The following is a 13165-nucleotide window of genomic DNA, read 5'->3' as shown; positions in this document are numbered from 1 at the left end:
CATAGATCCATAAAGCGGCACGGCAGGCCGCTTTCTTAAACCGTTGCCGCTAATCATGGTGCGCCGAAAGCTGTTTAACGATCAGCTCCGCAATGCCCATGCTCTGCTGTTTCACCAGGCTGTCACAGAGTGCATCGTCATATAAACCCTGTATCATGCGCCCGGCATCGCTGTTAAGGGGGTTATCTTTAGAGTCAAATAGCGCATTCACCTTACGCATCTCCTTGAGCATCTGGCGCATAAAGATGGCCTCAAACTGCTGGGCAGCTTGACGGAGGTGATTCTCACGCACGCCAGGCGCATCCGTGACCTCATCGGCGCTCGGCTGAAGATGGGTTAAGGCATTAAGGGCATCCATTAGATCACCTCCAGGTCAGCATCCAGCGCCCCGGCCTCGTGTAGCGCCTGCAGGATCGACATCACGTCGTCCGGCGACGCGCCAAGATTGTTTAGCACATTAACCAGCGTCTTCAGGCTGCTCGACTCCGGCAGCGTGACCATCTGCGCGTGAGGCGTTTTCACATTGATGTTGCTTTGCGGCGTCACCGCCGTGCGGCCACCGGCCAGCGCATTCGGCTGGCTGACGCTGCTGCTCTCGGTAATCGAGACCGTCAGGCTGCCGTGGGATACCGCCGCAGCGTGCACCTTTACGCCCTCGCCCATCACCACCGTGCCGGTACGGGCGTTGAAGACGACTCGGGCGCGCACGCGCTCTGGCGTAATCTGCACATCCTGCAGCTGCGACATAAAGGCCACCCGCGCGCCGGGACTGGTAGGGGCCGTCACCTCTATGCTGGTGGCACTTTTTGCCGTCGCTAACCCGCCGCCGAAGGCGCTGTTGATGGCGTTGGCGATGCTATTGGCATCCTTGAAGCCGGGGCGCTTCAGGTTGAGCATGACCGTCTTGCCCATGTCAAAATCGCTGGGGATCGCGCGTTCAACCGAGGCACCGTTGGGGATCAGCCCGGCGGTAGGCGTATTGACCGTCACGCTGGAGCCGCTGGCCCCGCTGGCGCTCATGCCGCCAACCACTACGCTGCCCTGTGCCAGGGCGTAGATCTCCCCGTCCGCGCCGTGTAGCTGGGTCAGCAGCAGCGTGCCGCCGCGCAGGCTCTTCGCATCGCCAATAGAGGAGACCGTGACGTCAATAGTCTGTCCACGAGCGTACATCGGCGGCAAGGTGGCGCTGACCGCCACGGCGGCGACGTTTTTCACCTTGGGATCGATTTTACTCGGCAGCTGTACGCCAAACTGACGCAGCATATTGGTGATGGTCTGGTTAGTAAATTTGACCTGATTTTTATCGCCGGTGCCGTCGAGACCAACCACCAGGCTATACCCGATCAGCTGGTTACCGCGGACACCCTGAATATCGACCAGCGATGACAGCGGCTGTGCTTGCCCTGGCGGCGAGCAGAGCAGCAGCAAGAGCGTGACGATACGGGCGCATCCTGAAAAAAAGCGCATAACAACTCCAGAGTTAAAGCGGGAACAGCGGATGGTTAAAGAGCCGGGTCAGCCAGCCTGCCGCGTTGGCATCGCTGAGCGCGCCGCGCCCGGCATAGGAGATACGGGCGTTACCGATACGCTGGGAGGAGACCGTGTTGTCGTTGCCGATATCGTCGGCACGTACCAGCCCGCTCAGACGCAGGTACTCATCGCCCTGATTCAGGGTCAGCCACTTCTCGCCGCGGATCTCCATTACGCCGTTGGGCAGCACCTGATGAACGGAGACGGTGATTGACCCATGCAGGCTGTTCTGCTGCTGGGAGCTGGCGTTGCCGTCGAAGTCCCGCGAGGCTTCGGCAGAGCTGGCCAGCTTGTCTTTGGTTTTGCCAAACACCGTAGGCACGCCAACGTCGAGACTGCTCTCCTTGCCAAAGTTGGTTTTAGCCTGCTTGCTGGACTGGGTCGACTCTTCCAGAATCACCGTCAGAATATCGCCCACCCGGTAAGCGCGCCGATCGGCGGTTAATGACCAGCTGTAGCCTGTCTCAAAGACGCCCCCGGCCCGCCCCTCCGGTGTCGGCTGTGCCTCCATTTTTGGCGGCGCATAGGCCTGATCGTCCTTTTTAACCAGCAGCGCCGGGGATTCACACCCTGCCAGCCAGGGCACCAGCGCCATTAACCACAGATATCGTTTCACACGTGTTCTCATTACAAATTCTGATTGATGTACTGCAGCATCTCGTCGGCGGCAGAGACCATTTTGGCGTTCATCTCATAGGCGCGCTGGACGGTGATCATCGCCACCATCTCGTTGACGATGTCGACGTTGGAGCCTTCAAGCGCGCCGCCTTTCAGCGTGCCTAACGCATCCTCACCCGGCGTCCCTTCCGTGGGCTGGCCGCTGGCCGCCGTTTCGAGATAGAGGTTATCCCCCTCCGCCAGCAGGCCCGCCGGGTTAGTAAAGTTAACCAGGGTGATCTGCCCAAGCTCGGTGGGATCGCTGTCGCCCGGCATGGTGGCCATCACCGTACCGTCTTCACCGACGGTGATATTGGTGGCGTTGGCGGGCACGTCAATCTCCGGCTGCAGCGGCAGCCCCTGGGCGTTGGTCAACACGCCGTCGGCGTTAACCTGCAGATTGCCGTCGCGGCTATAGGCGATATCGCCGTTGGTCTTCTGTACCTGAAAAAAGCCCTGCCCCATGATGGCAACGTTGAGCGGGTTGTCGGTGGTCTCGATATTGCCTTCGGTAAAGGTTTTCTGCGTTCCCACGATGCGCACGCCGCTGCCGTACTGAATACCGGTGGGCGCAATGTTGTTCTGATCCAGCATTGCGCCAGGGGCGCGCTGGTTCTGATAGAAGAGATCCTGAAACATCACCCGGTCACGCTTGAAACCGTTGGTATTGACGTTGGCAATGTTGTTGGCGATAGCGCTCATCTCGGCATCTTCTGCCGAGAGGCCAGTCTTACTGATCCATAGTGCTGCGTTCATGAAAGATTATCCTTAATAACGACGATCAGGCGCCACGGAGCAGGCGATTACCCGCCTCGCTGAGATCCTGGGCCGCCTTCATCATTTTGATTTGGGCTTCAAACTGACGATTGAGCGAAATAGAGGCCAGCATCTCAGAGACCGCCGTCACGTTGCTGCCCTCCAGATAGCCGCCGCTGACGTTAACGTTCTCGTCCGGCTGCGCGTTGCTGCCGTCTGCCGTGACGATCATCCCCTGGGCATTTTTAGCCAGATTCTCCGCTGGAATGGTCACCAGCTTCAGGCGATCGATATCCATGGTGGCGGTAACGTCGCCATCGTCCGGCGTAATCGACAGCGTGCCGTCGCGACCAAAAGAGGCAATGGCGTTGGGCGGCAGCACGATAGGACCGTTATCTCCCAGCACCGGATAGCCGTTAATGGTCAGCTGACCCGCGTCGTTCTGCACCATATTGCCGTTGCGGGTGTAGACTTCGCGGCCGTCGCTAGCCTGTACGGCGATATAGCCCTCCCCCTGGATCGCCACGTCCAGCGGCCGGCCGGTCTTCTCTGCGGCGGCCGTGCTGGCATCAACGCCGCTGGCGCGCTGCTGGGCCATAAAGCGGGTAGCAAACCCCTCTCCCTGAACCGGCTCCCCCTGCGACAACGCCATGTCGCCACGAAAACCGCTGGTGTTGACGTTTGCCAGGTTATTGGCTGCGATCTGCTGCGCCATCAGGGTGTGGCTGGCCCCGCTGAGAGCAGTAAAAAGTAAACGATCCACTGTTGTGCCCTTCTCCGTTACATCGCCTGGAACAGCGCCTGATCCAGTTCGCTACTGGCCGAGATCACCTTGGTATTGGCCTGGTAGTTACGCTGCGCGGTCATCAGATCCACCAGCTCGCTGGTAATGTCGACGTTGGAACTCTCCAGCATCCCCGTGGAGAGCGCGCCGAAGGTACCGCTGCCGGGCGCACCCATCAGCGGCGTACCGGATTCGCCGGTCTCCACCCACGCGGTGCCGCTGACGGCCTGCAGACCATTCTCGTCCGGGAAAGTAGCCAGCACCACCTGCCCCTGCAGCATCCGCTCACCGTTGCTGTAGGTCGCATACACTTTGCCGTCGCCGTCCACCTGAACGCCGTTTTGCTGGGCGGAGGCGTAGCCGTCGGCAACGTTAGTGGTGACGGTAAAGTCAGAGCCATACTGGGTACAGGCGGCGTAGTCGAAGGTCATCGCTATGGGGGCCGCACCCGGCGCGCTAAAGGTCATCGGCACGGCGGAGGTGGGACTCACCAGCTTCCCCTGGTCGTCGAAGGTTAGCGCCGTAGTGGTGGACTGCGCGGTGCCGTCGAAGGTGTAGTGCACCTCCCAGCTGTTATCCGCCGTTTTGGTAAAGTACTGGCTGACCGCATGTTCATTACCCAGCGAGTCATACACCGTGGTGGTGTAGGTGCTGTTATACGAGGCAGCGTTGGTGGGATCGAACGGAACTGCGGTTGTATCGATGGTCGCATCAGCGGCATTGAAGTTAGCGCTAAAGGTCAGGGAGCTTGTCGCCTGGGCCGGCAGCGATCCGGTCTTAATCTGCAGATCCGTCACCGTGCCGGTTTGCAGCGCACCGTTTTCATCCACCGGATAACCCTGCAGATAGTCACCGGAGGCATTGACGATGTAGCCGTCCTTATCCGTGTTGAATGACCCGGCCCGCGTATAGGAGACGTTGCCCGCGCTGTCGCGAAGCACGAAGAAACCATCGTCGTTAATCGCCATATCCAGCGCGTTCCCGGTTGAGACCATGGAGCCGCCACGTGAGATGCTCTGGGCCGTTCCGTCCACGCTAACCCCCATCGCCTGGGTGCCTGCATACATGGCGGAGAACTCGGTAGTCATGGACTTGTAGCCCACCGTTCCGGCGTTGGCGATGTTATTACTGATGCCATCCAACTGTTCATTGACCGCGTTCAGGCCGCTGGCTGCAATGCTGTAACTCATAACTTACTGTTCCTTTAAAATAGTCAAACTATATCCTGAGCAGGCGCATCATCCGGCACGCCAAACTGGCTGATCATGGTGAAGGGGACCTCTCCTACGCCGCTGACGTTGAGCAGCGGCGTGCCGCCATCCAGCGGAATACGCACGTCGGTTACGACGCCTGCTACCTCGACCGGCACCTCCTCTTCACCAGTGTCAGTGACCACCGACACGGAGTAGTCCCCAGGAGGAATACCGTAGTCCGCAGGATCGATGCTAAAGCTCACCGCCCCCGGTCCAAACGAACTCCCCGTCAGCGGAATGTCGTAATCATTGCCGGCTTCGTCGGTGATGTGGATATCGACACGCGTACAGGCATCATCCAGGTCGATGCGGCCCTGAATAGCGCCATCGTCAACCTCAAGGGTGGTGGTCTGCACCATGATCGGATCGCCCACCATCTTGCCCAGGGCCATTACCTGGAGGTTGCTCATCAGGATGGCGTTGGTGTTCATCTCCGTCGCCACCTCCTCTGCCATCGCCACCTGCGCCATAGAGGAGAGCTGGGTAACGTACTCGGTGGGATCGGTCGGGTCAGTGGGATCCTGATTCTGGATCTCCGCCACCAGCAGGGTCAGAAACGTGTCGGCCATGGAGGTCGACGTGCTGGTCGTTGTGGATACTGTGCTGTCTGTCGCCGATCCGCTATAAGACGCATTCAGCGATACGGTGGAGCTCATGCGCTCTCTCCCAGCTTCAGCAGGCTCTGCTGCATGCTCTTCACGTTGTTCAGCACCTCAACGTCGGTCGCAAAGTTTTGCGAGGCTGCCATCATGTCGGCCATCTGCTCGACCACGTTGACGTCCGGATACCAGACGTAGCCATCCCGGTCGGCCAGCGGATGATGCGGCTCATAGCGGCGCACGGCACCACCGCTGTCCACCACGTCCTGCACGCGCACGCTGGCCCCGGTGAGGTCGTGATGCCCCGCCTGCACCAGGCTGTTGTGGTAGACCGAGGCAAAAACCGGGCTGCGTGCCTTGTAGGCTGCCGCCTCGCTCGGGGCGGGTGAGTCCGCGTTGGCCAGATTGCTGGCGACGATGTTGAGCCGCACCGTCTGGGCGGTCATCGCCGAACCGGAGATCTGATAGATATCAGAAAATGACATGGTTATTTTCCTTCGATGGCCGTTCTCAGGCCGTTGATGGACATATTTAAAAAGGTCAGGCTGCTCTGATAGTCGAGGCTGTTTTGTGAAAATCGCGTCTGTTCGCTATGTAGCTCTACCGTATTGCCATCCTGAGTTGGCTGCATCGGCAGGCGATAGAGCACCTGTGTGTTATGTAGCCCGCTTCCTTGAGTTGCCCGTTGCATCTCGCGGGCGAAATCAATATCTTTAGCTTTGAAATTTGGCGTATCGACGTTTGCCAGATTGGCGGTAAGCAGCTCGGTCCTCGCAAGACGTAGCTTCACCGCCTGTGGGTGTACACCCAGTGCTTTCTGAAAACTGATCCCCATTGTGCGTAGCACTCCTTTCAAATAACTGATGTGCGTGCCTGATAGGCAATAATCGTGCCAATTTTTAAGTTATTGAAAGGTATAATGTTATGTTTTCTCTCTTCGCCAGGCGGAAAGCTAGCTTCCGTTTCCTGGCTAGCCTCCTGCTTGCCGCCCCCTTGCTTGTTACCGCTCACCCGGCTTTGCCCGCCGCTCGCCAGCAGATTAACGCCCAGGTTATCGAGGAGGCCGGCAAAGCCATCGCGGCTTTAGCGCAGCGTTCGGGGTGGCACGACTACCGCTACACCCTTAACGTGTTTATGCCCGGTAACGTTGCCGCTCTCCCCGCCTGCAGCCAGCCGCTGCGCATCAGCGGCGCACCGCTCCAGCTGAAAAACCTTGCCCGGCAAAATTACCGAGTGGCATGCGGCAGCGGAAAGCCGTGGCAGAGTGCCGTCACCGTCAAGGCCGACGTCTACCTGCCGGTGGTAATGGCAGCCAGTGAGATTGCGCGCGGGGAGGTAATTACCCCCGATGCGCTGGTAATGAAGAGGTATAACATCAGCAACCTGCGCGGTGAGCCGTTGCTGAGCCGCGAGGCCACAACGGGATTAACAGCGAAACGTACCCTGCGTCCGTGGAAACCGATACTGCGCACGCAGCTTGAGCAGCCGCTGCGGGTAAAGCGTGGCCAGGCGGTAACAATCATGTCCCAGACGGGTGAGATCCGTGCGCAAACCGCAGGCGTGGCGCTGAAAGATGGCCGCCAGCACGACACTATCAAGGTGCAGAACAGCAGCAGCGAACGGGTGATTGATGCCATCGTCGTCGGCCCCGGGCAGGTGAGCGTCGGGGCGCAATAATTTTTTCACCGCTGCTTAAGTTTTTACTTTCCGCTGCCGCTTTTCATACGTAATCGTTAAAAAACGTCCTCTGATGAGAAACCTATGGCTATCACGACTCCTGGAATGACACCTGGACAGCTCACCACCCGCGATGTGTCGTCGCTCTTGCCGACGCAGCCGGAGGTGGCAAAAGCGGAGGCGGCAACGACTCCCTCTCCCTGTGCCGACGACATTACCCAGCAGGGTGTACAGGCAGCCCAGCGTAGCCTGACGGATGACCCTGCCCCTGCCATCGACGTTGAAAAGGTCAACCAGATGCAGACGCTGCTGGCGTCGCCGCAGTTTTCAATTGACGCTGACGCACTAGCCTCCTCAATGCTGGAATTTTTCAAAACAAGGGGCGCGTAGTGAGCGTCAAACTTGAACAGGTTAAGCTGCTGCTGCGCGGGATCCGTACCGATAACGATAGCTGTCGTCAGCTGCATAACCTGCTGAAGACGCAGCGTTTATGCATGATACGCCGTGCCAGCGACGCGCTGCTCACCGCTAACGCGCAAATCGATCAACTCTATCTGGCTCTGAGCCTGAACGCCCGTGTCCGCCGGGAGACACTGCTCTCTTTAGGCGTCACGGGGGATAGCGTCGGCATCGCTCAGGTCTTTAGCTGGCTGCCCGCCGTACAAAAAACGGCGGCCCGCCAGGCGTGGCGGCAGCTGGAGGAAAACATAGCGGCATGCAAGCGCTACAACGAGAAAAACGGTGAGCTACTGACCCGGCAGCATGAGTTTATACAGACGTTTTTGGGTCACGAAACTCATTTTATCTATCACCCCTAACTGGCCCTTTCCATAGCGGAAAACAATCTTCCGCCGCCTTTCCGCTGGCGACCAAACAAGAGATCATCATGAGCTATGCTTAAGCGTTACAACTCAGAAAAACCCTTTGTTAGCGTGGTGACGCCAACCTGGCAGCGCGCCGCCTTTTTGCCTTATCTGATCTATATGTTTCGCTACCAGGACTATCCGGCAGAGCGGCGAGAGCTGATCGTTCTGGATGACTCCCCCACCAGCAGCCTGTCAATAATTAATGCCCTGACCGATAACCAGCCGGAGCGCTATAATATTCGCTACATTCACCACCCTGAGCGGCTAAAGCTGGGTAGAAAGCGCAATATGCTTAATGCGCTGGCCAGGGGCGAGTACATCGTCTGTATGGATGACGACGACTTCTACCCTGCCGATAAGCTCTCATACACTATTGAGATGATGCAGCGGCACGGGGCGCTGATCTCCGGCTCCGATCGGATCCCCGTCTGGTATAGCCATATCGATCGGGTGTTTAAAACCCGCCGTTTCGGCAAGCAGCATATTCTTAACGGTACCTTCTGCTATCACCGTAACTACCTGAAAAAACATCGCTACGACGATGAGTGCCAGCTCGGCGAGGAGCAGGCATTTACTAATAACTTTACCGTGAAGCCACTGCAGCTGCCCGGCGAGCGCACTATCCTGTGCGTCTCCCACAGCGATAACACTTTTGATAAAGATTTCGTGCTCGGCAGCTGTGAACCGACCCCCACGGCGCTGGCCGATATCGTTCGCGATCCCACGCTGCTCGCCTGGTATCAGCGCCTGCATAACAGCACCGGCCAGCAGCCTATTCAGTGGCAGCATGTGGCAAAAGTGCTGGTTATCAATCTGGACAGGCGTCCCGACAGATGGCAACAGATGCAGGAGACGCTACACCAGCTCGGCGTGCCGGAAGAGAACGTTATGCGAATGAGCGGCTGCGAGCATGAGAACGGCGCGCTGGGCCGCACGCTCTCCCACCTTCAGGCCCTGACCCTGGCGCGGCAGCAAGGCTGGCGCAACTGTCTGGTGCTGGAGGATGATGCCCTGCTGCTCACCCAGGCGAAGCACGTTACCGCCTTCAACCGACTGCTTGCCTCGCTAGATCATCTCCCCTGGGAGGTGGTGCTGCTCGGCGCGCGGGTCAACAACGGCCAGCCGCTGAAGAGCCTGCCGGGGCTGATCCACGCCGTCGACTGTGAAAAAGTGTGCGCTTACCTGGTCAACGCTCCCAGCTACCCGGCGCTGATCCAGCAGATGCAGAGCGATCCGGCCAGCCTGCTGGAGTCGCGCTGGCGCACAATGCAGATGCAGGGCAAATGGCTCGCCTTCTACCCCAATATCAGCTACCAGCGGGCAGGCTTCAGCGATATCGAGCGTCAGGATGCTGACCACATCCGTTTCTACTTCAGCAAGATGACCCTTAGCCACAGGCAAGAGCAGCAGCGGCAAGCGCAGCAGCCGGTGGCGAACCTGTTTGCCAACACGATAGGGTTTTATCTGGAGACGGCCTTTCATTACCAGCTCTACCAGCCGATACTGCACTGGCTGCTGGAGGCGGGCTACCGCTGCGATCTGCTGATTAGCGACGCCGTCCCGAAAGCGCTGCTGAAAGAGATGAGCCAGCTGCTGGTCGATATTAACGATCCCAGGCTGAGCGGCTCGCGCCTCAGTGAGGCGAAAAACCGTAAGCAGCGTTACGGCTGTTTAGTTAGTCCTTACTATACCCCGGCGCTTAACGGCCTTGCCCGGGTGCAGATCCGCGCCATGTACGGGCTGGCAAAAGCATCGTGGAACCATGCCTGGTGGAATGTCTTTTACCACCACATTCTCTGTTACAGCCACTACAGCCAGCAGGCGCTCAATATCAACGGCAATGCGACGGTGGTAGGTAACCCTCGCTTTGATAAATGGCATCGCCAGCAGGTGGATCTCTCAGCGCTGGCATCGCTCAAGCTGGATACTAAAAAACCGACCCTGCTCTATGCGCCAACCTTTGGCGATCTTAGCTCGATTCCCGCCTGGGCCGCCTCGCTGTCGCGGCTGAGCCGTGACTACAACTTGATTATTAAGCTGCATCACGGTACCCAGCATCGTCCAGAAGAGGCCGCCATGCTGGCTGACGTCCAGCGTTATTTTAAAAAGCGCGTTACCCGCCACGATATGTCGCTGCCGCTGCTGCATCAGGCTGATTATGTCCTGACTGATAACAGCGGGTTTATCTTCGATGCTATTCATGCTGGCAAAAGGACGATCCTCCTTGAGTGGGAGGGAATGGCGGCGCTACTGGAGAACAACAGAACCTTCAGCACGCCTTCCAGCCCGGAGCAGCAGATACGCAGCACGCTTCCCGTGGTGCGCGATATGGCCCAGCTACGTCACTGTCTGGCGGCGGATTACGACTGGCAGCCCATAGAGGAGGAGATGAACGCGGTTCGTCATTACTACTGCGATGCGTTTCAGGATGGCTTTGCCGGTAAACGAGCGGCAGAGCTGATTATGCGCGCGCTGGACAAGCCGGTAGACCCTCAAGCCAATACGCTTCTGCATAGCCTGCAGAGCAAGCTGTTTTAACTTTTCCGGGCAGCGCGTGCTGCCCGGCATTACACGTTGGGGTTATGACGTAAAAACGCCTGAATTTTTTGCCAGCACTGACTGGCCCCAAACCGTTTCATACATTTATAGCTTTTTCTCGCCGGGCACCAGGCCGCGAACTCTTCCCCGGTCGGAGGCGACCACGGTTTACGCAGCGTTTTGGTAAAAAATCCTTCATCCATGATGAGATGGCCGCACTGTCCAAATTCGCATGACAGATTAATACCGCAGGCGTTCCAGCCCGCTTTGCCGTGGCGGTATGGCAGACGGTACCGGGCCGGGATCATGGAGTAGAGAGCACAGATGGCTATATCGGTTAATCCCGCCAGTCCTACTGGCCCGGAGTCACAGGCAACCAGCAGTTGACAGCGTTGCATCAGATACACCGTCTCTAAAACGGAAAAGATGTTTACGGCGTCAATCACCCCGGTCTGTGCAACCGGCATCGCTTTTTTAGACCGGCACTTATTGTTGTCACTGCCGATAAGCACCACCTTCCAGCCCGCCGCAAGAAAATAGTCTGCCAGCTGCTCCCAGGCCTGCTCGCTCCAGGTCCGGTTAGGCGCGCCGTAGTTAGCATGCAGCAGGACAACGTTAGCCGTTGAAAGCGCATATTTTTTAATAAATGCCTCAACGCGAGCGCCATCTAGTGTATTAAGGTCAACGACGGCATGTCTGTTGTCGCTTAGCGTCTTGCCGGTGACCTCTTTGATAAAGGCATCGGTCATGTGATCGTCGCTAACGATATGCTCCCACGCTCCCAGATGATGAAAACGCCCCTCTCGCTTCGCCCGCTCAATTTCATTAATGTGCTCTTCGCTGAGGCTGTTAATGTTCCAGAAGCGATCGACTACCGGGCTGGCATTTGCCAGGTCGGTGTATAACCCATGCGCAACTAGCGTAAACGGCTCGGTAAACTGTGAACGTACCGCATTCATACAGCCGAGCGCATAGATCATATCCCCCATCGAGGCAGGGCAGTAAAAAATGCGGGCCGTGGGTCTGTCTGCCATAAAGAGCGTAAGATCATCGAGGTAGTAGATGCGCTCATCGCTAAGCAGCTGGTGGTACTTCATCACCTCTACGCTCTTTCTCATCTCGTCTGCGTTAAACGCCATCAGTGAAAAAGCGATGTTACTCCCCGGCGTCTGGATCAGCTCGTCTGAAAAGTCACCGGCTACCCTGGCAGGCAGTACTCCCAGCGCGGATAACAGCGGCAGGGAAAAGCAGTCGGGGATCGTGGTGACTGGCTTACCGGTGGCGGCCAGCATCGCCTCAGCTTTATTGGAGCCTTTACTCTCCCGCAGCACGATACGGGCAGTATCACTCATGTTAATAGTGGCAAGAACATCTGCGAAACGCGTTTGGTGAACAGCGTCGGTGCAGGAAAAGAGGGGTGGAGAGGCAAGAAAAAGCAGCGTGCTGCTGCTCTCCACTATCGCTTTTAACTGGGCAAAGAGTCGCTCCTGCAAGTTAAAAAGCGTCAGATACCCCTCTCTTTTGGCTTCGGTTAACGGGGTGATATTCACCACCTGCATATTTTCGGGAAATCGACCGCGGTTATTCGGTTGGCGATAGTAGGCCGTTTTTAATACATGGTGCCAGCCATAGAAGGTTTGTATTTCGTGGGGGATCTTTGCTTGCGGGTGCAAAGCGGATTTAAGCGTCTGACCAAAGGTAAAAAGCAGTTTTTCGAGCATCACAGGCGAAAGCGTATCAAACAGCTGCCAGACGGTCAGCTCTGCCACCCCCTCCTCATAGAGATGAAGATGCATGCCTGATAGCCTGTCGCCTGTTTTTTGCAGAAAGGGGATCAGTAACTTACCGCTTTGGCCCAGGCTGAGATGTATATCAACCGACTCAACCGCACGAGTGTTAATAATGTTTGCCAACTGATCGAGCGCAGCCGGTAGCCGGCCCGAGTGACAGGGAATAACGGTAACGCCCCGGCTTTTTAACCACGCCGTATTAACCTGGCTCTCCTGCAACAGCAGAACAGCAGTATTATCACGGCTATCTGTTGAGCCAAGAAAAGAGACCATTTGCCGTGCAAATGTAACCTTACTGGAATCAATAAATATTTGCATATTATGTCCCTTTTATCGTTTCAACAATTGCCGTCGTCGAGACCGAGGGAGTCCGGGGGAAATAGATCACCTGGCATAGCGATGAGAAGTGATCGAAGCGGCCCTGCCAGTCGCTGCCCATGACCAGAATATCCGCGCTGTAGCGCAGGATATAATCCGTTTTTAACGCCAGCGACTCCTCCAGAAAAACCGTATCCACACACTTAAGGCTTTGAATTATCTTCATACGGTCCGTTTGAGGATAGAGCGGAAGACGCCCCTTTTTATGGGCATTAAGCTTATCGGAGGAGACGCCCACAACCAGATGTTGGCCAAGCTCGCTGGCTCGGTTGAGAATATTCAGATGACCAATGTGAAAAAGGTCAAACGTGCCAAAGGTAATTACCGTTGTCATGTC

At 57.2% G+C, this 13165-nt stretch carries 15 protein-coding genes; 4 read left to right on the top strand and 11 right to left on the bottom strand.

Annotated elements, in window-relative coordinates; translation table 11 throughout:
• Positions 1–49 precede the first annotated feature (49 nt).
• From RTM13_RS07635 to RTM13_RS07595, 9 genes are read right to left on the bottom strand one after another with little or no spacing between them, the layout of a single operon-like run.
• Positions 50–358 carry a rod-binding protein gene (locus RTM13_RS07635; RefSeq protein WP_312211440.1) on the bottom strand — a complete coding sequence of 103 codons (309 nt, stop codon included), beginning with the start codon at positions 356–358 and terminating at the stop codon, positions 50–52.
• A complete protein-coding gene (locus RTM13_RS07630) occupies positions 358–1500 on the bottom strand; it encodes a flagellar basal body P-ring protein FlgI (RefSeq protein ID WP_409456032.1) in 1143 nt (380 codons plus the stop codon). The genes RTM13_RS07635 and RTM13_RS07630 overlap by 1 nt, the downstream gene beginning before the upstream one ends.
• On the bottom strand, positions 1481–2146 hold the full coding sequence (gene flgH / locus RTM13_RS07625; RefSeq protein ID WP_312211436.1) for a flagellar basal body L-ring protein FlgH: 666 nt from the start codon (positions 2144–2146) through the stop codon (positions 1481–1483). Before flgH ends, RTM13_RS07630 begins: the two co-directional genes overlap by 20 nt.
• An 11-nt stretch (positions 2147–2157) precedes the next feature.
• On the bottom strand, positions 2158–2943 hold the full coding sequence (gene flgG, locus RTM13_RS07620; RefSeq protein ID WP_312211434.1) for a flagellar basal-body rod protein FlgG: 786 nt from the start codon (positions 2941–2943) through the stop codon (positions 2158–2160).
• 25 nt (positions 2944–2968) lie between these two features.
• Positions 2969–3706: a flagellar basal body rod protein FlgF gene (locus RTM13_RS07615; protein ID WP_312211432.1), complete on the bottom strand. Its 738-nt coding sequence runs from the start codon at positions 3704–3706 to the stop codon at positions 2969–2971.
• Positions 3707–3723: 17 nt separating this feature from the next.
• Positions 3724–4917 (bottom strand): flagellar hook protein FlgE, encoded by a 1194-nt coding sequence (flgE, locus tag RTM13_RS07610; RefSeq protein ID WP_312211430.1) that lies wholly within the window; start codon positions 4915–4917, stop codon positions 3724–3726.
• Positions 4918–4940: 23 nt separating this feature from the next.
• Positions 4941–5636 carry a flagellar hook capping FlgD N-terminal domain-containing protein gene (locus RTM13_RS07605; protein ID WP_312211428.1) on the bottom strand — a complete coding sequence of 232 codons (696 nt, stop codon included), beginning with the start codon at positions 5634–5636 and terminating at the stop codon, positions 4941–4943.
• The gene (gene flgC / locus RTM13_RS07600; protein ID WP_312211426.1) at positions 5633–6064 is read right to left on the bottom strand and encodes a flagellar basal body rod protein FlgC; all 432 of its coding nucleotides are present in this window, start codon (positions 6062–6064) and stop codon (positions 5633–5635) included. Before flgC ends, RTM13_RS07605 begins: the two co-directional genes overlap by 4 nt.
• 2 nt (positions 6065–6066) lie before the next feature.
• Positions 6067–6414 (bottom strand): flagellar basal body protein, encoded by a 348-nt coding sequence (locus RTM13_RS07595; protein WP_312211424.1) that lies wholly within the window; start codon positions 6412–6414, stop codon positions 6067–6069.
• Positions 6415–6503: 89 nt separating this feature from the next.
• On the opposite strand from RTM13_RS07595, the gene flgA reads away from it, so the two are divergent.
• From flgA to RTM13_RS07575, 4 genes are all read left to right on the top strand, one after another.
• A complete protein-coding gene (flgA, locus tag RTM13_RS07590) occupies positions 6504–7256 on the top strand; it encodes a flagellar basal body P-ring formation chaperone FlgA (RefSeq protein ID WP_312211422.1) in 753 nt (250 codons plus the stop codon).
• An 84-nt stretch (positions 7257–7340) separates the two neighbouring features.
• Complete coding sequence (locus RTM13_RS07585) at positions 7341–7646, top strand: flagellar biosynthesis anti-sigma factor FlgM (protein WP_312211420.1); 306 nt, start codon at positions 7341–7343, stop codon at positions 7644–7646.
• Positions 7646–8074 (top strand): flagellar protein FlgN, encoded by a 429-nt coding sequence (locus RTM13_RS07580; protein ID WP_312211418.1) that lies wholly within the window; start codon positions 7646–7648, stop codon positions 8072–8074. Before RTM13_RS07585 ends, RTM13_RS07580 begins: the two co-directional genes overlap by 1 nt.
• Before the next feature lie 75 nt (positions 8075–8149).
• A complete protein-coding gene (locus RTM13_RS07575; protein WP_312211417.1) occupies positions 8150–10660 on the top strand; it encodes a glycosyltransferase in 2511 nt (836 codons plus the stop codon).
• 29 nt (positions 10661–10689) lie between these two features.
• Here RTM13_RS07575 and RTM13_RS07570 read toward each other — a convergent pair whose 3' ends face one another.
• Both RTM13_RS07570 and RTM13_RS07565 read right to left on the bottom strand, forming a co-directional pair.
• Positions 10690–12768: a glycosyltransferase family 9 protein gene (locus RTM13_RS07570; protein ID WP_312211416.1), complete on the bottom strand. Its 2079-nt coding sequence runs from the start codon at positions 12766–12768 to the stop codon at positions 10690–10692.
• Position 12769: 1 nt separating this feature from the next.
• Entirely contained in the window at positions 12770–13162 is a 393-nt protein-coding gene (locus RTM13_RS07565) for an adenylyltransferase/cytidyltransferase family protein (RefSeq protein WP_312211414.1), read from the bottom strand.
• Positions 13163–13165 lie beyond the last annotated feature (3 nt).

The sequence above is a fragment of the Pseudescherichia sp. genome, from assembly GCF_031979925.1.
Classification (GTDB): domain Bacteria; phylum Pseudomonadota; class Gammaproteobacteria; order Enterobacterales; family Enterobacteriaceae; genus Pseudescherichia.
The sequence above is the reverse complement of the archived record's forward strand: the minus strand, read 5'-3'. Positions and strand labels throughout refer to the sequence as shown.